The sequence below is a fragment of the Streptomyces gamaensis genome (assembly GCF_042656465.1).
Classification (GTDB): domain Bacteria; phylum Actinomycetota; class Actinomycetes; order Streptomycetales; family Streptomycetaceae; genus Streptomyces; species Streptomyces gamaensis.
In genome coordinates, this window is the sequence record NZ_JBHSPB010000017.1 from 113,745 (window position 1) to 128,078 (window position 14,334).

A 14,334-nucleotide genomic window follows, 5' to 3' on the forward strand; every position below is an offset into this window, starting at 1 on the left:
ATGCATCTCGACCACTCCGACGGCACGTTCCCGCACCGCCACACCCACAGCGCCCCGGAGCCGTACCGGCCCGACGGCAGCCGGCGCGCCCTGCGGATCGGCCTCGGCGGACCCGTCGGATCCGGCAAGACCGCGACCGTGGCCGCGCTGTGCCGGGTGCTGCGCGAGGAGCTGTCCCTCGCCGTCGTCACCAACGACATCTACACCCGCGAGGACGCCGAATTCCTGCTGCGCAACGCCGTGCTGCCGCCCGAGCGCATCACCGCCGTCGAGACCGGCGCCTGCCCGCACACCGCGATCCGCGACGACATATCCGCCAACCTCGAAGCCGTCGAGGACCTGGAGGAGAGCGTGGGCCCCCTCGACCTCGTGCTCGTCGAGTCCGGCGGCGACAACCTCACCGCCACCTTCTCCAAGGGCCTCGTCGACGCGCAGATCTTCGTCATCGACGTCGCGGGCGGCGACGACATCCCGCGCAAGGGCGGCCCCGGCATCACCACCGCCGACCTCCTCGTGGTGAACAAGACCGACCTCGCGCCGTACGTGGGCGTCGACCTTCAGGGCATGGCCCGCGACGCCAAGGCCCAACGCGGCGGCCTGCCGGTCGTGTTCACCTCGCTCAAGGACGAGGACGGCGTGGCGCCCGTCCGCGACTGGGTCCGCGAGCGGCTCGCGGCCTGGACCGCCGCCGACCGGTGACCACCGCCCCCCAGGCGCCCGCCGCCGCGCCGCACGCGCCCTCCGGCCTGCGCGCCGCCGCCCGGATCGTCGCCGCCCCCGACGGGCGGGGCGGCACGGCACTGCCCGTGCTCGACGGCGCGGGCCCCTTCGCGCTGCGCCGGCTGCGCGCGCCGGGGCCCGGCGCCCGCGTCGCCCTCGTCGGCGCCATGAGCGCCCCCCTCGGCGGCGACCTCCTCGCCCTGACCGCCGAGGTGCGGGACGGGGCGGCACTCGCCTTCACCACCACGGCCGCCACCCTCGCCCTGCCCGGCCGCACCGGCGCACCCGCCACGTACGACACACACCTGCGGGTCGGCGACGGCGCCACCCTGCACTGGCTGCCCGAACCGCTGATCTCCGCCCGCGGCAGCGACCTGCGCACGACCACCCGGGTCGAACTCGCCCCCACCGCCCGCCTGGTGCTCCGCGAGGAACAGGTCCTCGGCCGGACCGGGGAGCCGCCCGGCCGGCTGCGGGCCCGCCTCACCGTCCGCCGCGCGGGCCGGGTGCTCTACGACCAGGAGCTCGGCTACGGGCCCGGGGAGGCCGGCTGGGACGGCGGCGCCGTCCTCGGCGGGCACCGCGCGGTGGGCCAACTCCTCGTCGTCGACCCGGCCTTCGAGGAGCGGCCCCGCGCCCCGCGCGTCCTCGGACCGGGCGCCGTGCTCTCCCCGCTCGCCGGACCGGCGGCCGTGGTGAGCGCGGTGGCCCCCGACGCGCTCCGGCTGCGCACGGCACTCGACCTCCGGCTACTCGAAACGTACTTCTTCGCAACAGATGCCGCGATACAGGGGAATTGATGCGGCTGTGGCGAAGTGCGGCACGCGAGGCGTGCCGTGTGTCGTCATCCTTACGGATTAGTAAAGAAACACCCGTGCGGCCTGTCCTTGGTGTCGGGGAAGACGGGAGGATCCGACCTGCAACAACGCGATCACCGCCGCGTCGAGCGGCGCACCCAGCAGGGGGATTCCCACGTGAGACCAACTTCCATACTCGGCGCGGCCGGCACCGTGGTGACCGGCGCGCTGGTCGCCGGGCTGCTGACCGCCCCGACGGCCGGCGCCGACGAGCAGCGGGTGCCGGGCGGCGCCGCCGAGGCGCGGGGCGTGCGGATCGCCGCCGAGCGGGCTGCCAAAGCGGGCATCGACTGGCAGGACTGCCCCGCCGACTGGGGCCTGGAGAAGCCCATCCAGTGCGGGTTCGTCACCGTCCCGGTCGACTACGCCAGGCCCTACGGCCGCACCATCAAGATCGCCGTCGACCGCGCCCGCTCCACCGGCACCGCGAGCGAGCGCCAGGGCTCACTGGTCTACAACCCCGGCGGCCCCGGCGGCTCCGGGATGAAGTTCCCGCGCCGCATCACCGCCAAGAGCCCGCTGTGGGCCAACACCGCCAAGGCGTACGACTTCGTCGGCTTCGACCCGCGCGGCGTGGGCCACTCCGCGCCCATCTCCTGCGTCGACCCGCAGCAGTTCGTCAAGGCCCCCAAGCCCGACCCGGTGCCGGACAGCGAGGCCGACAAGCGCGCCCAGCGCCGGCTCGCCCGCGCCTACGCGGACGGCTGCGCCCAGCGCAGCGGAGACCTCCTGCCGTACCTCACCACGCCCAACACCGCCCGCGACATCGACGTCGTCCGCGCCGCCCTCGGCGAGAAGAAGCTCAACTACCTCGGCGTCTCCTACGGCACCTACCTCGGCGCCGTCTACGGCACCCTCTTCCCCGGCCACGTCCGCCGCATGGTCGTCGACAGCGTCGTCAACCCGGCCCAGGACAACATCTGGTACCAGGCCAACCTGGAGCAGGACATCGCCTTCGAGGGCCGCTTCAAGGACTGGGAGAACTGGGTCGCCCAGCACGACGACGTCTTCCACCTCGGCACGACTCAGGCCGCCGTCCAGCGCGGCTGGGAGAAGATCCGCGCCACCGCCAAGAAGAAGCCCATCGGCGGCGTCGTCGGCCCGGCCGAGCTCGTCAACTACTTCCAGAGCGCGGCCTACTACGACTCCTCCTGGGTGCCGGTCGCCGAGACCTGGAGCAAGTACGTCGCCGGTGACGAGAAGCCGCTGATCCAGGCCGCGGGCCCGGACCTCACCAACACCGCGGGCAACATCGCGGCGGAGAACAGCAACGCCGTCTACACCGCCGTCGAGTGCGCCGACGCCAAGTGGCCCACCAGCTGGGCCAAGTGGGACCGCGACAACACCCGCGTCGCCCGCAAGGCCCCCTTCATGACGTGGGCCAACGCCTGGATGAACCTGCCCTGCGCCACCTGGCGGGCACCGCAGCAGAACCCCGTCGAGGTCACCACCCACAAGGGCCTCCCGCAGACCCTCATCGTCCAGTCCACCCGCGACGCCGCCACCCCCTACGCCGGCGCCGTCGAACTCCACCAGCGCTTCCGGGGCTCCCGCCTGATCACGGAGAAGGACGCCGGCTCCCACGGCGTCACCGGCCTGGTCAACCCCTGCATCAACTCCCGCGTCGACACCTACCTGCTGACCGGCAAGGTCGACGACCGGGACGTCGTGTGCGCCCCGCACGCGACACCGGAGCCGGCGAAGGCCGCGAAGTAGGCCTGCGGCCAGGGCGGATATCGGCGGCGGCGCCCCGGAGTGGGGACTCCGGGGCGCCGCCGCGTGTGGATCCGTGGGTCAGGGGCAGGAGTCGATGCGGACCGAGCCGACGCTGGCGGGCGGGCTGAAGAAGACGGGGCTCGGGCCCTGCCCGACGACGCTGCCCGTGCAGTTGCGGGACTGGAAGGCGGTCAGCCTGCCCTGGCCCGTGCCGTTCCCCACGGCGATCTGGGTGACGCCCTGGGGGATCGAGTTGTTGGCGCATTGCCCGGCGGTGACCTGGCGTGTGCTGACACCGCCGTCGCTGTGCGTGATCTGCAACGTGCACGGGCTCAGGACCCCCGCCGAGGCCGTTGTCGACAGGAGGAGCGCCAGGCCCAGTGACCCGATGACGCTGCTGATGCGGGCGAGCCAGGGCTGGGACGGCAAGGTGGCCTCCAGGTGCGGTCGCTGCCGTGGTATGCGTGATCTGTCGGAAATCCTCTGATGGCGGGGACAGTTGCCGCAATCACTCACAGGGGTGGGAGGCGACTGCGGCAGGCCGGCCGGCCGGACGCGGGGCTGCGGGCGTCGTGGCCGGTCAGGATCTCAAGCACGAGGTCCCACGGCCTGGCCGCCGGAGTCTGCGTCCGGCCCGGCCCACTGACGTGGGCTCGTCGCAACAGAGCAGTCCGGTACGGTGCTTGAACTGCATCTGACGGCAAAGGAGAGCACCTGTGAGCGACGCGTTGCCGGACTGGCGTGCTCCGTATGTCACGACCGCCGGGGAGGACAACGAGTTCGTCACCGACATCCGCTCAGTGGTCGAGGGCGGTTATCTGACCGACCCCACGCTCACCATCGAGATGGCGTGCGCGGCAGCGGAGGCGTCCGAAGCCGTCACCCGGGCCCTGGACCACCCATGGGCGCTGTACACACCGCAGCAGGCGGCCACGGTCGCCTCGGCCCTCTTCGCCCAACTGTCCGCCACAGCCGACTCTTTGCGCGGCATGCAGCGCGTCCTCGGCGCCATGGCCGACCGCGGGGACGCGGGCCGTACTGACGACAGCACGACAGCCGGGGCCGCACCGGCCGGTGCGCTCGCCGATGCGGTCGGACACCTGGGAGAAGCAGCGCGCCAACTCGAAGCTGTCGTCACCGGCCATGCGCACAGCAGCGTGCACGCCCTGCAGGCGACGCCGTCGAACGTCACGCTGCCGCAGGACGTGCACGAGGCCTTCGTCGCCCTGGCCGGGCTGCTGGGCGAGGACGCGACGCTGAACGTGCACCACGAGCCGGGCGCGTACGACCCGGACGACGAGGACGGGTTCGGCTGCGGCTGCGACATCGACATCCTGCACGAGGGCGAGAAGTACAACTTCCACCGCGGCGACTGCTGCTGGACCATGATCCGTCTGTCCGACGGCAGGCCGACGAAGCACGGCACTGTCTCCTACGACATCTGGGCCGAGCTCCCCGTGAGACTGGCAACCGCGCACCCGCACCAACTCGCCCAGGCGATCCGCGACTCCCTGGCGGCCTGACAGCCAGCCGCAAACGTCGCCGCCACCAGGGCCGGAAGACGCACCGCGCGCCGGCCTCCGACTCCGCTCACATCCACGGCGGTGCGTCCGTATTGCGCTTCAGGTCCGGAATTTCCTCCCGGGTGCGCGGTAGTCGGTTGAGCTGGTGCGCCCAGCTCTGGAGCGTCACGCGGTCGGCAAGGCCCAGTCCTGTGGCGACGCTTGTGGCCACCGTCGGGTTCTGCGTGTGGATCTTGTTCCAGGCGGCCAGCTCGTGTGCGGAGAAGTCGGCCTGGGCCTCGGGATTCGTCCCCGGTCGGAGCAGCAGGCTTTTCAGTGCCGGGTTCTTGCGGACATCGAGTTCGGCGTCCACGGCTCCCGCGCCGTGTTCCCCGCACAGCATGCGGAACGCGGAGACGGAGGACGCGACGGAGTCGCCGACGACCGGTTCGGGGCCGATCGTGCCGTCCGCGCGCGCCGCGTGGAGGAAGTCCTGGATACCGTCCACGATGGCGTCCCGCGGCCGGCTGCCGTCGGCCGGCGCGGGGGCCGAGCGAATGCGGACGAAGTTCGGCAGGTTACGCATGAGCGCACTCGTGAGCGCGCCGACGCCGGTGTTGTACGAGGGGGTCGCCGCCGGCTGCGGCGACGGAGGCGCGGTCGTCGGCTGCGACGGCTTCTGGGCGGCGGAGCGGACGAGATCACCGAACATGAGACATCCGTTCCTGAGCCGAGTCCTTCTCCGTGCGAGGCCTTTCCATGCGTGTGTCGCTTCCGTGACGGCAATGAAGCAGATCTTCAGTCATGGACAAAAGCCATCAGATGACGACCCATCATGACTAGGGCCCTTGGTCCCGCGGATGGTGGCCGGTTCTGCGTGGTGGGGATGAAGAGGTGCGCAACCTCTTGGGAGTGTGGAGTGTCTGGGTGGGTACGGAGACGGCCGTCCCGCGTACATCCACCAACCGGCACTGCGACTTGAGACTTCCACGGAGGACACAGTGAAGCGTGCTGTACGTGCCCGCGTTGCGGGAGCCGCGCTGCTCGCCGCAGCTACGACCGCCACCGCGCTGGTGGCGGGGACCGGGACGGCCGCCGCCGCTCCGGCCGGTGCCACCGCCACGTACAACAAGGAGTGCGGCACCGGATACGCGCAGGTCAACCAGATCCCGATCCCCGGCCGCGGGACGGTCTACCTGGCCTACAACTCCGCCACCGGCAAGAACTGCGTGGTCACCAAGCGGAACAGCTCGACCGCCTCGCCGCTGTGGGTGGGCTCCTGGCTCCAGCGCAACAACGACCTGAAGTCGAAGCAGGAACAGTACGGCTTCTACAGAGCGTACTCGGGGCCGGTCTACCTGGACGCCAAGGGCAAGTGCGTCGACTGGGGCGGCGAGATCGACGGCTACGTCGTGGCCCGTTACAAGACAAACTGCGGCACCCTGGCCCAGACCGGGCGATAGGCCCGCTGAGGTGCCCCGGCCCGCCGCGGGCCGGGGCACCCTCGCGTCGTCCCCCGGCTCAGCCCGACTGCCGGGCGAGGGTCTGCAGCAGGTCGACCGCCTCCTGGGCCCGGTCGTAGGGGACGAAGAGGTGGTCGTGGTGGAAGCCCGCGACCACGTTGCAGCTCAGGCCCGCCTGGGCGAGGGCCTGGGCCACGGCGGCGGTCAGGCCGACGGCGTCCAGCGCCGAGTGCACGCGCAGCGTGATCCAGCCCGCCACGTAGTCGTAGCCCAGCCCCGCCGCGTCGGCCTCGTGCAGCGGGGCGACCAGCGTCATGCCCTCCGGCTCGTCGACCGTCACGACGGGCGTGATACCGGAGGGGACGTCGCCCTCGACGGTGGTGAAGACATACCGGCCCGGGTTGAGTTCGGGGCGCATGCCGGTCAGCAGTTTCTGAAGGTCTTTCTCGCCGCTCATGGCCGCAAGACTATGCGAGGGGGGTGTTCTGTCCGGACAGGCCGCACGGGGAGGCTCCGTGACGGAGTGTCGGACCCCCGACGTAGGGTGTGCGGGATAAGGCCGGAATAAGGCACTGATACACACAACGAGGGTGGGTCCGCCGGTATGGCACGGAAGTACGGCGTCGTGGTGGCAGCGGCATGCGCGAGCGTCGCGGCGATGGTGGGGGTCACGGCGTGCGGTGGGGGCGGCGGCGCCACGAAGGCCGTGGAGAAGGGCGCCGACACGACGGGCGCGAAGAGCGGTGCCGGCGCGAGCCCTTCGCAGCCGGCGAAGCCGCGCAATGAGTTGCAGGGGCTGTCGGCGAAGGAGATATCCGAGAAGGCCAAGCAGGCGATGCTGTCCGCCTCGTCGGTCCGGATGAAGGCCGACATCACGATGGAGGAGAACGGCAAGCCGCAGGCCATGAAGATGGACCTCGCGCTGGACACCAAGGGCAACTGCACCGGAACGATCAGCGCCGAGGGCGCCCAGCTCCAGGTCATCGGCATGGGCGAGAAGTTCTGGATGAAGCCGGACGAGGCCTACTTCAAGAACATGGGCCCGGAAGGCGAAGCCGTGGGCGAGCTGTTCAAGGGTCGTTACCTGCACGGCACCGTGGAGGACGGCGACCTCAAGGAGTTCGCCGAGATGTGCAATCTCGCCGTGGTCCGGAAGCAGTTCACCGAGGAAGCCGGCAGCGGGGGACGCTGGACCAAGGGCGAGCTCACGACGCTCGACGGGCAGTCGGCTCTGCCGCTGGCCAACAACGAGGGGAAGACCGTCCACGTGGCCGCCACGGGCAAGCCGTACCTGCTCAAGATGAGCAAGACCGGCGAGGAAGCCGGGACGATGACGTTCACCGACTGGGACAAGCCGGTCACGGTGACGGCCCCCGCCGAGTCCGAGTCCATCGATGTCTCCAAACTCGGGAAGCTGGCCGGCGGCGGCACCGCCGGCACCCCCACGCGTGGCCGCGAAAAGGTCTGACCCGCCCGCCGGAGCGCGGGCCGCCCGGGTGAGCCCCCGCCGCCACCCGGGCGACCCGCAGGGTGCGGACGCTTGCCCGGTACGGCCGTGCGCGGTGGCCTACCGGCGCACCCTCGTGTCCCGGGAGGCACACCCATGTCCGTACCCACAGCTACCGCACGTACTGCCGCCGTGGCGGCCGCCGTTGCCGTCGTCCTGCTCGGCCCGGCGCCGCCCGTGGCGGCCACGGGCGGCGCCGAACACGGCCGGCTGTTCCTGACCGTGTCCGGCTCCCAGAACACCTGGATCCGCGGCATCCAGCTCAACTGCCCCGGCGGCGAAGGCCATCACCCGCACCGGACCGAGGCGTGCGAGCGGCTGGCCGACGCCCACGGGGAGCTGGACCAGGTGCGCGGCGAGGAGCGCATGTGCACCCGCGAGTACGATCCCGTCACCGCGACCGCCGAGGGGGACTGGGGCGGCCACCATGTCTCCTGGCGCCACACCTTCCCCAACGGCTGCGCGCTCGTCGCCGCGATGGGCCCGGTCTTCCTGTTCTGAGCGGACCCAGGACGGGGGAGCCCACCGCTCTCACCCCTCCTCGGTGCCCCGGGCTATGAGTGCCCCTATGGTCACCAGCATCAGCACCACCCACGCGAACCACAGCCAGCCACTGCTGCCGATCGTCACGGAGTAGGCGGTCACGAGGACGAGACCGCCCACCGTGAGCGCCGCCATCGCCTTCGTCGATCCGGGCATGCCCGCACCTCCTGAAAACGGCGGCCCCGTACGCGCCCGCACGCGAAAGGGGCCGCGGCCTGGGACCATCGTCCCCTGACCGCGGCCCCTGCCGCCATACCGGCCCTGCCGTGCGCTGGGTCAGCGCCCGCGCGCCTGCAGCGAGGCGAGATACGCGTTGTACGCCTCCAGCTCCTTGTCGCCGTCCCGCTGCGCCGCCCGGTCCTTGCGCCGGGCCTGCCGCTGCTCGGAGCGGTACCACTGGTAGGCCAGCGCGAGCAGCACCACCACCGAGGGGATCTCGCTGAAGGCCCAGGCGATGCCGCCGCCCGCCTTCTGGTCGTCCAGCGCGTCGATGCCCAGCGAGGCCGCCGGGTGCATGTAGGTGCCGATCATCGGCTCCGAGGCCATCATCAGCGCGATGCCGAAGAACGCGTGGAAGGGCATGCCCGCGAACAGCTCCAGCATCCGCATGACATAGCCGGGCCGGTGCGGGCCCGGGTCCACGCCCATGATCGGCCAGAAGAAGACCAGGCCGACCGCGAGGAAGTGCACCATCATCGCGATGTGCCCGGTTTTCGTCTCCATCAGGAAGTCGAACAGCGGGGTGAAGTACAGCGCGTACAGGCTCGCGATGAACATCGGGATCGTGAAGCCCGGGTGCGTGATGACACGCATGTAGCGGCTGTGCAGCAGGGCCACCAGATACTCGCGCGGGCCCTTGCGGCCGCGCCCGGCCGTCGGCAGGGCCCGCAGCGTCAGCGTCATCGGCGCGCCCAGCAGCAGCAGGATCGGCGAGAGCATGCTGATCACCATGTGCTGCACCATGTGCACGCTAAACATGACCATGCCGTAGTCGTTGAGCTTGGTGCACATCACCAGCGCGATGGTCAGCACGCCCAGCACCCAGGCGACGGTTCGGCCCACGGGCCACTTGTCCCCGCGCCGCAGCAGCCGCACCACGCCCCAGCCGTACAGCGCCAGCGCCAGCAGACAGCCGGTCATGAAGAAGGGCTCGCCGCTGAACTCCAGCCCCCGTCCCAGCGTGAACGGCGGCATGTCCATCGGCATGTCCATCATGCCGTGGTGCCCGCTGTGATCCATCCGCTCTCTCCCATTACGTACCGATGCGCCGGAACAAGACTAGAGGCGCCCCCGGCCGGAGGACCGGCCGGGGGCGCCTGTCGTCGGCCACCGGGAACGGGCGGGCTCAGAGCACGCAGTCGACCTCGGCATAGCGGTCGGCCGGCACCGTCTTGAGGTGCTCGACGGCCTCGGCCAGCGGGACCAGCGTGATGTCGTTGCCGCGCAGCGCGGTCATCATGCCGAACGCGCCCCGGTGCACGGCCTCGACGGCGTGCCAGCCGAAGCGGGTGGCCAGCACCCGGTCGTAGGCGGTCGGGGTGCCGCCCCGCTGCACATGGCCGAGGATCACCGGCCGCGCCTCCTTGCCCAGCCGCCGCTCCAGCTCACCGGCGAGCTGCCGGGCGACCCCGGCGAAGCGCTCGTGCCCGTAGACGTCCGTACCGCCGGTCTCGAAGGCCATGGAGCCCTCGCGCGGCTTGGCGCCCTCGGCGACCACGACGATCGCGAAGCGCTCGCCGGCGTCGAAGCGGGCGCCGACCACCTTGGTCAGCTCGTCGACGGCGAAGGGCCGCTCCGGCACGACGATCGCGTGCGCGCCCGCGGCCATCCCGGAGTGCAGGGCGATCCAGCCGGTGTGCCGGCCCATCACCTCGACGATGAGCACGCGCTGGTGCGACTCGGCCGTGGTCTTCAGCCGGTCCAGGGCCTCGGTGGCGACCCCCACCGCCGTGTCGAAACCGAAGGTGACATCGGTCGAGGCGATGTCGTTGTCGATGGTCTTGGGCACGCCCACGATCGGCAGTCCGGCGTCGGAGAGCAGCCGGGCCGCCTTCAGGGTGCCCTCGCCGCCGATCGGGACGATCGCGTCGAGGCCGAGCTCGGCGACGTGGCCGCGGGCCCGCTCGACGCCGTCGCGCAGCTGGCCGGGCCGGACCCGCGAGGAACCCAGCACGGTGCCGCCGGTGGCCAGGATGCCGGCCACGGCGTCGAGGGTGAGGGGGCGGTGGTCGCCCTCCAGCAGGCCGCGCCAGCCGTCGTGGAAGCCGATGACCGTATCGCCGTGGTCGGCGACGGCACGGTGCACGACGGATCTGATGACGGCGTTGAGACCGGGGCAGTCGCCGCCGGAGGTGAGGACACCGATGCGCATGGGGGAGAGCCTTCCGATCGAGGCCGGTCGCCTGTGAGGAGGACCGGACCCCGTCGTCCGGCTGGATCCCCGCCACCCTAGTGCGGGGGCGGCGGGGATCGCGAGCGCTGACGCGTCAGGACGCCTTGGCCGCCTGGGTCGCCGCCTCGATCCGCTCGTTGCGCAGCGCCTCGTACCAGCGGTCGTCCACCGGCGGCAGCGCGTTGACGTCCAGCGCCAGCTTGATCAGCAGGTCGGCGATCTGCGGGTTGCGGGCGAGGACGGGGCCGTGCATGTACGTACCGAAGACGGTGTCGTTGTACGCGCCCTCGAAGCCGTCGCCCGTGCCGTTGCCCCGGCCGAACCGCACCCGGGCGAAGGGCCGCGCCGTCGGGCCGAGGTGGGTGACGCCCTGGTGGTTCTCGAAGCCCGTCAGCGGGGGCAGCCCCAGCCGCTCGTCGATGTCGGCCAGCACGTCACCGACGCACCGCTCGCCCTCGCCGCGGGTGCTGATGACATCCAGCAGCCCCAGGCCCTGCTCCCGCTGCCCCAGGTCGTTGATGAACTCGTGACCCAGGATCTGGTAGCCGGCGCACACCGAGAAGATGATGGCGCCGTTGGCGGCGGCCCGGCTCAGACCGCCGTCGCGGCGCAGCCGCTCGGCGGCCAGCCGCTGCGGCCGGTCCTCGCCGCCGCCGATCAGATAGATGTCCCCGGAGGTGGGGATCTGCTGGTCGGAGCGGACGTCCAGGCGCTGGACCTCCAGCCGGCGCTGCCGCGCCCGCCGCTCCAGGACCAGGGTGTTGCCCTGGTCCCCGTAGGTGCTGAGCAGGTCGGGGTAGACCCACACCACACGCAGACTGTTCTGGCTCATGCTCGCAATCCCATCAAGCGTTGGCGGGGTCAGTTGCCGACCCGGCGGCGGACGTCCTGGAACGCCGTGTAGTTGGCGATCAGCTCGATCCGGCCGGGCGGGGCCGACTGCACGGCCTCGTCCACGCTCTCGCAGACCCGGAAGTCCACCCCGGCGACCTCCAGGCGCACCGCGAGGTCGAGCTTGCGGTCACCGATGACGAAGACCGGGTGCCCGGCGAGCCGCGTGTAGTCCACGTCCCACAGCCAGGAGGTGTCGGTGCCGTCCGCGCCGCGCGCGTTCACACCCAGGATCACCGGGGTCGGCGGGCCGTCGATCAGGGAGAAGGTCTCCAGCCAGCCGGCCGGGTTCTTCGCCAGCAGCAGCCGGACGTCCCGGCCCAGGAACGAGACCACGTCGAAGCGGCCGGCGACCGCCTGCACCTGGTACATCCGCTCCAGCGCCACCTGCGGCGGCACCCCGAAGGTGGCCGCGACGGCCGCGGAGGTCGTGGCGTTCGCCTTGTTGGCGCGGCCCGGCAGCTGCAGCCGGATCGGCCACGCGGAGCCGTGCGGGTCCAGCACGTAGTCACCGGAGAGCGCCCAGCTCGGGGTGGGCCGGCGGAAGCCGCACTCGGCGCAGAACCAGTCGTCGCCGGGGCGCTGCATCACTCCGCCGCACGACGGGCACGACCAGGCGTCGTCCTTCCACTCCTGGCCCGCCGCGACCCACACCACGTTCGGCGAGGACGAGGCGGCCCACACGATCAGCGGGTCGTCGGCGTTGGCGATGATCACGGCCTTCGTGCCCGCCAGGCCCTCGCGCCACTTCTCCGCCAGCATGCGGGTCTCGGCGGCCCGGTCGAGCTGGTCGCGCGAGAGGTTCAGCAGCGCTATCGCCTTCGGCGAGACGTCCCGGGCGACGCCCGCCAGGTACTTCTCGTCCACCTCGATCACGCCGTAGCGCGCGTCCGAGCCGCCCGCGAGGGCCGAGGTGATACCGGCGGGCATGTTCGCGCCCAGCGCGTTGGAGACCACCGGGCCGCTGGCCCGCAGCGCCTCCGCGATCAGCCGCGTCGTGGTCGTCTTGCCGTTGGTGGCGGACACCAGGACCACGTCCAGGTGGGTCGCCAGCCGGGCCAGCAGATCGGGGTCGAGCCTGAGGGCGACCTTGCCGCCGATCACCGATCCGCTGCCGCGGCCCGCGGCCCGCGACACCGCCGCCGCGGCCTTGCCCGCCGTCACGGCCAGCTTGGCCCGCGCCGACAGCGGCCCCGTGTTGCCTGCCATCGTCCTAGATCCTCCTTGCATTCGGGCCGACGCCTTCATCCCTGGTCCGCCGGTGGAACGCCCCCTCCGTGCCGAATTCGCCGTCCAGGAGGCCTCGGTCGGGCTCAGCCTATCGAGATCCGGCCGCGGGCCCGAACCCGCTGCCCGCGGAACGTACCCTTGGTCACATGCGAAAACGCACCATCCCCGGCAGTTCCGGACGCGTACGGCCGATGCGGCTGCTGGGCGATGAGGGTCTGGCGGCACCCTGCGCGGAGGTCACCGACTTCGGCCCCGCCCTCGCCGAGCTGGTCGAGTCGATGTTCGCGACGATGTACGCGGCCCAGGGCGTGGGGCTGGCGGCCAACCAGATCGGGGTGCCGCTGCGCGTCTTCGTCTACGACTGCCCCGACGACGAGGACCGCCGTCACCTGGGCCATCTCGTCAACCCCCGGCTCGTGGCGGCCGACGGCGTCGTCGTGCGCGGGGACGAGGGCTGTCTGTCGGTGCCCGGTGTCGAGGCCCCGACACCGCGCTGGGACCGGGCCGTCGTCGAGGGCTTCACGGCGGACGGCGCACCGGTGCGTGTGAGCGGCACCGGGTTCTTCGCGCGCTGCCTGCAGCACGAGTGCGACCACCTGGAGGGCGGCCTGTACCTCGACCGCTTGACGGACCGGCACCGCCGCCGCGCCCTGCGCGCCGCTCGCAAGGCGCCCTGGGCGGGCAGCACGGAACGGATGCCGGTCCCGCCGGCCGCGGAGGCGCCCGTACGGGCGTGAGCGGCGCCGGGGCCCCGCGGCCCAGGGTGCGTCGTCGCGGGCGGGCCGTCAGGAGTCCGCCGGGGCGGGCCGGTTGCCCGGCGCCCCGGCCGGACCGTCCGTCAGAAAGCCGGTCCGTCCGCCAGGTCGCCCGCTGTCGCGAGGCGGCCCCACAGCAGGTCCGCCAGATGCCGGACGAGGTGCTCGCGCGGGAAGGGGCGCTCGCGCAGCCACCAGTCGCCGGCCGCGTGCATCATCCCGACGATTCCGTGCCCCCACGCGCGGGCCGGCTCCTCGCCGCCCGGGCCCAGGTCGACCCGCTCGGCGATGACCTTCGCGAGCTCCTCGCCGAGCCGGCGCAGCAGCGGCGCGGAGTGCCGTCCCACGTCGAAGCCCGTCTCGGCGGGCTGCTGCTCCTCGGCGGGGTGCATCAGGAACCGGTACACCTGGGGGCGCGCCTCGATGGCCGTGAGGTAGGTGTCCAAGGTCGCCTCGACCCGGTCGCGGCGCGCGGGCGCCGGGGCGTCGAGCGCCGCGCGCAGCCCGGCCAGCAGCGCGTCCGTGTGCCGCGCGGCCAGCGCCCGGTACAGCCCGCCCTTGTCGCCGAAGTGCCGGTAGAGGATCGGCTTGGTGATGCCCGCCTCCGCCGCGATCGCGTTCATCGACGCCCCCGGACCGTCCCGCAGCACCACCCGGTCCGCGGCCTCCAGCAGCTCCTTGCGCCGGCGTTCGGCCGCTGTGCGCTGGTCGTCCCGCGCAGTGGTCTCCATCTCCGTCCTCCCCGCCCCTCGGTATTC

The 14,334-nt window shown here is 72.1% G+C and carries 17 protein-coding genes; 8 read left to right on the top strand and 9 right to left on the bottom strand.

The window, feature by feature from the left end:
* From ureG to ACFP1Z_RS25085, 3 genes are all read left to right on the top strand, one after another.
* The gene (gene ureG / locus ACFP1Z_RS25075) at positions 1 to 699 is read left to right on the top strand and encodes an urease accessory protein UreG (RefSeq protein WP_390319661.1); all 699 of its coding nucleotides are present in this window, start codon (positions 1 to 3) and stop codon (positions 697 to 699) included.
* On the top strand, positions 696 to 1,520 hold the full coding sequence (locus ACFP1Z_RS25080; protein WP_390319662.1) for an urease accessory protein UreD: 825 nt from the start codon (positions 696 to 698) through the stop codon (positions 1,518 to 1,520). Before ureG ends, ACFP1Z_RS25080 begins: the two co-directional genes overlap by 4 nt.
* Positions 1,521 to 1,694: 174 nt before the next feature.
* On the top strand, positions 1,695 to 3,293 hold the full coding sequence (locus ACFP1Z_RS25085; protein ID WP_390319663.1) for an alpha/beta hydrolase: 1,599 nt from the start codon (positions 1,695 to 1,697) through the stop codon (positions 3,291 to 3,293).
* Positions 3,294 to 3,371: 78 nt separating this feature from the next.
* Here the strand turns inward: ACFP1Z_RS25085 and ACFP1Z_RS25090 are convergent, their stop codons facing one another.
* Positions 3,372 to 3,722: a hypothetical protein gene (locus tag ACFP1Z_RS25090; RefSeq protein WP_390319665.1), complete on the bottom strand. Its 351-nt coding sequence runs from the start codon at positions 3,720 to 3,722 to the stop codon at positions 3,372 to 3,374.
* A 287-nt stretch (positions 3,723 to 4,009) separates the two neighbouring features.
* Here ACFP1Z_RS25090 and ACFP1Z_RS25095 point away from each other — a divergent pair, with 287 nt between their 5' ends.
* The gene (locus ACFP1Z_RS25095; protein ID WP_390319666.1) at positions 4,010 to 4,816 is read left to right on the top strand and encodes a hypothetical protein; all 807 of its coding nucleotides are present in this window, start codon (positions 4,010 to 4,012) and stop codon (positions 4,814 to 4,816) included.
* Positions 4,817 to 4,883: 67 nt separating this feature from the next.
* On the opposite strand, the gene ACFP1Z_RS25100 is transcribed toward ACFP1Z_RS25095, so the two are convergent.
* The gene (locus tag ACFP1Z_RS25100; protein WP_390319667.1) at positions 4,884 to 5,507 is read right to left on the bottom strand and encodes a hypothetical protein; all 624 of its coding nucleotides are present in this window, start codon (positions 5,505 to 5,507) and stop codon (positions 4,884 to 4,886) included.
* A gap of 289 nt (positions 5,508 to 5,796) precedes the next feature.
* Here ACFP1Z_RS25100 and ACFP1Z_RS25105 point away from each other — a divergent pair, with 289 nt between their 5' ends.
* A complete protein-coding gene (locus tag ACFP1Z_RS25105; RefSeq protein ID WP_390319668.1) occupies positions 5,797 to 6,258 on the top strand; it encodes a spore-associated protein A in 462 nt (153 codons plus the stop codon).
* Between the two features lie 58 nt (positions 6,259 to 6,316).
* Here ACFP1Z_RS25105 and ACFP1Z_RS25110 read toward each other — a convergent pair whose 3' ends face one another.
* On the bottom strand, positions 6,317 to 6,715 hold the full coding sequence (locus ACFP1Z_RS25110) for an ACT domain-containing protein (protein ID WP_390319669.1): 399 nt from the start codon (positions 6,713 to 6,715) through the stop codon (positions 6,317 to 6,319).
* A 147-nt stretch (positions 6,716 to 6,862) separates the two neighbouring features.
* Here ACFP1Z_RS25110 and ACFP1Z_RS25115 point away from each other — a divergent pair, with 147 nt between their 5' ends.
* On the top strand, positions 6,863 to 7,726 hold the full coding sequence (locus ACFP1Z_RS25115) for a hypothetical protein (RefSeq protein WP_390319670.1): 864 nt from the start codon (positions 6,863 to 6,865) through the stop codon (positions 7,724 to 7,726).
* Positions 7,727 to 7,861: 135 nt separating this feature from the next.
* A complete protein-coding gene (locus ACFP1Z_RS25120; RefSeq protein WP_390319672.1) occupies positions 7,862 to 8,266 on the top strand; it encodes an SSI family serine proteinase inhibitor in 405 nt (134 codons plus the stop codon).
* A gap of 30 nt (positions 8,267 to 8,296) precedes the next feature.
* On the opposite strand, the gene ACFP1Z_RS25125 is transcribed toward ACFP1Z_RS25120, so the two are convergent.
* The 5 genes from ACFP1Z_RS25125 to ACFP1Z_RS25145 all read right to left on the bottom strand — a co-directional run bounded on the left by ACFP1Z_RS25125 (position 8,297) and on the right by ACFP1Z_RS25145 (position 12,800).
* Positions 8,297 to 8,464 (bottom strand): hypothetical protein, encoded by a 168-nt coding sequence (locus tag ACFP1Z_RS25125; RefSeq protein ID WP_390319674.1) that lies wholly within the window; start codon positions 8,462 to 8,464, stop codon positions 8,297 to 8,299.
* Positions 8,465 to 8,584: 120 nt separating this feature from the next.
* Entirely contained in the window at positions 8,585 to 9,547 is a 963-nt protein-coding gene (locus ACFP1Z_RS25130; protein WP_390319676.1) for a cytochrome c oxidase assembly protein, read from the bottom strand.
* A 106-nt stretch (positions 9,548 to 9,653) separates the two neighbouring features.
* A complete protein-coding gene (locus ACFP1Z_RS25135) occupies positions 9,654 to 10,679 on the bottom strand; it encodes a 6-phosphofructokinase (RefSeq protein WP_390319678.1) in 1,026 nt (341 codons plus the stop codon).
* Positions 10,680 to 10,794: 115 nt separating this feature from the next.
* Complete coding sequence (locus tag ACFP1Z_RS25140) at positions 10,795 to 11,532, bottom strand: type 1 glutamine amidotransferase (protein WP_390319679.1); 738 nt, start codon at positions 11,530 to 11,532, stop codon at positions 10,795 to 10,797.
* A 29-nt stretch (positions 11,533 to 11,561) separates the two neighbouring features.
* Complete coding sequence (locus ACFP1Z_RS25145) at positions 11,562 to 12,800, bottom strand: MurT ligase domain-containing protein (protein WP_390319680.1); 1,239 nt, start codon at positions 12,798 to 12,800, stop codon at positions 11,562 to 11,564.
* Positions 12,801 to 12,967: 167 nt separating this feature from the next.
* On the opposite strand from ACFP1Z_RS25145, the gene def reads away from it, so the two are divergent.
* Positions 12,968 to 13,558: a peptide deformylase gene (def, locus tag ACFP1Z_RS25150; protein ID WP_390319682.1), complete on the top strand. Its 591-nt coding sequence runs from the start codon at positions 12,968 to 12,970 to the stop codon at positions 13,556 to 13,558.
* A gap of 101 nt (positions 13,559 to 13,659) precedes the next feature.
* On the opposite strand, the gene ACFP1Z_RS25155 is transcribed toward def, so the two are convergent.
* The gene (locus ACFP1Z_RS25155; RefSeq protein ID WP_390319685.1) at positions 13,660 to 14,307 is read right to left on the bottom strand and encodes a TetR/AcrR family transcriptional regulator; all 648 of its coding nucleotides are present in this window, start codon (positions 14,305 to 14,307) and stop codon (positions 13,660 to 13,662) included.
* Positions 14,308 to 14,334: the final 27 nt, after the last annotated feature.

What these genes read in the sequence shown, in the direction of transcription:
- ACFP1Z_RS25100 (WP_390319667.1), bottom strand. Translation starts at nt 5,507, where the DNA reads ATGTTCGGTGATCTCGTCCGCTCCGCCGCCCAGAAGCCGTCGCAGCCG.
- ureG (WP_390319661.1), top strand. Translation starts at nt 1, where the DNA reads ATGCATCTCGACCACTCCGACGGCACGTTCCCGCACCGCCACACCCAC.
- ACFP1Z_RS25125 (WP_390319674.1), bottom strand. Translation starts at nt 8,464, where the DNA reads ATGCCCGGATCGACGAAGGCGATGGCGGCGCTCACGGTGGGCGGTCTC.
- ACFP1Z_RS25130 (WP_390319676.1), bottom strand. Translation starts at nt 9,547, where the DNA reads ATGGATCACAGCGGGCACCACGGCATGATGGACATGCCGATGGACATG.
- ACFP1Z_RS25110 (WP_390319669.1), bottom strand. Translation starts at nt 6,715, where the DNA reads ATGAGCGGCGAGAAAGACCTTCAGAAACTGCTGACCGGCATGCGCCCC.
- ACFP1Z_RS25140 (WP_390319679.1), bottom strand. Translation starts at nt 11,532, where the DNA reads ATGAGCCAGAACAGTCTGCGTGTGGTGTGGGTCTACCCCGACCTGCTC.
- ACFP1Z_RS25155 (WP_390319685.1), bottom strand. Translation starts at nt 14,307, where the DNA reads ATGGAGACCACTGCGCGGGACGACCAGCGCACAGCGGCCGAACGCCGG.
- ACFP1Z_RS25115 (WP_390319670.1), top strand. Translation starts at nt 6,863, where the DNA reads ATGGCACGGAAGTACGGCGTCGTGGTGGCAGCGGCATGCGCGAGCGTC.
- ACFP1Z_RS25120 (WP_390319672.1), top strand. Translation starts at nt 7,862, where the DNA reads ATGTCCGTACCCACAGCTACCGCACGTACTGCCGCCGTGGCGGCCGCC.
- def (WP_390319682.1), top strand. Translation starts at nt 12,968, where the DNA reads ATGCGAAAACGCACCATCCCCGGCAGTTCCGGACGCGTACGGCCGATG.
- ACFP1Z_RS25145 (WP_390319680.1), bottom strand. Translation starts at nt 12,800, where the DNA reads ATGGCAGGCAACACGGGGCCGCTGTCGGCGCGGGCCAAGCTGGCCGTG.
- ACFP1Z_RS25135 (WP_390319678.1), bottom strand. Translation starts at nt 10,679, where the DNA reads ATGCGCATCGGTGTCCTCACCTCCGGCGGCGACTGCCCCGGTCTCAAC.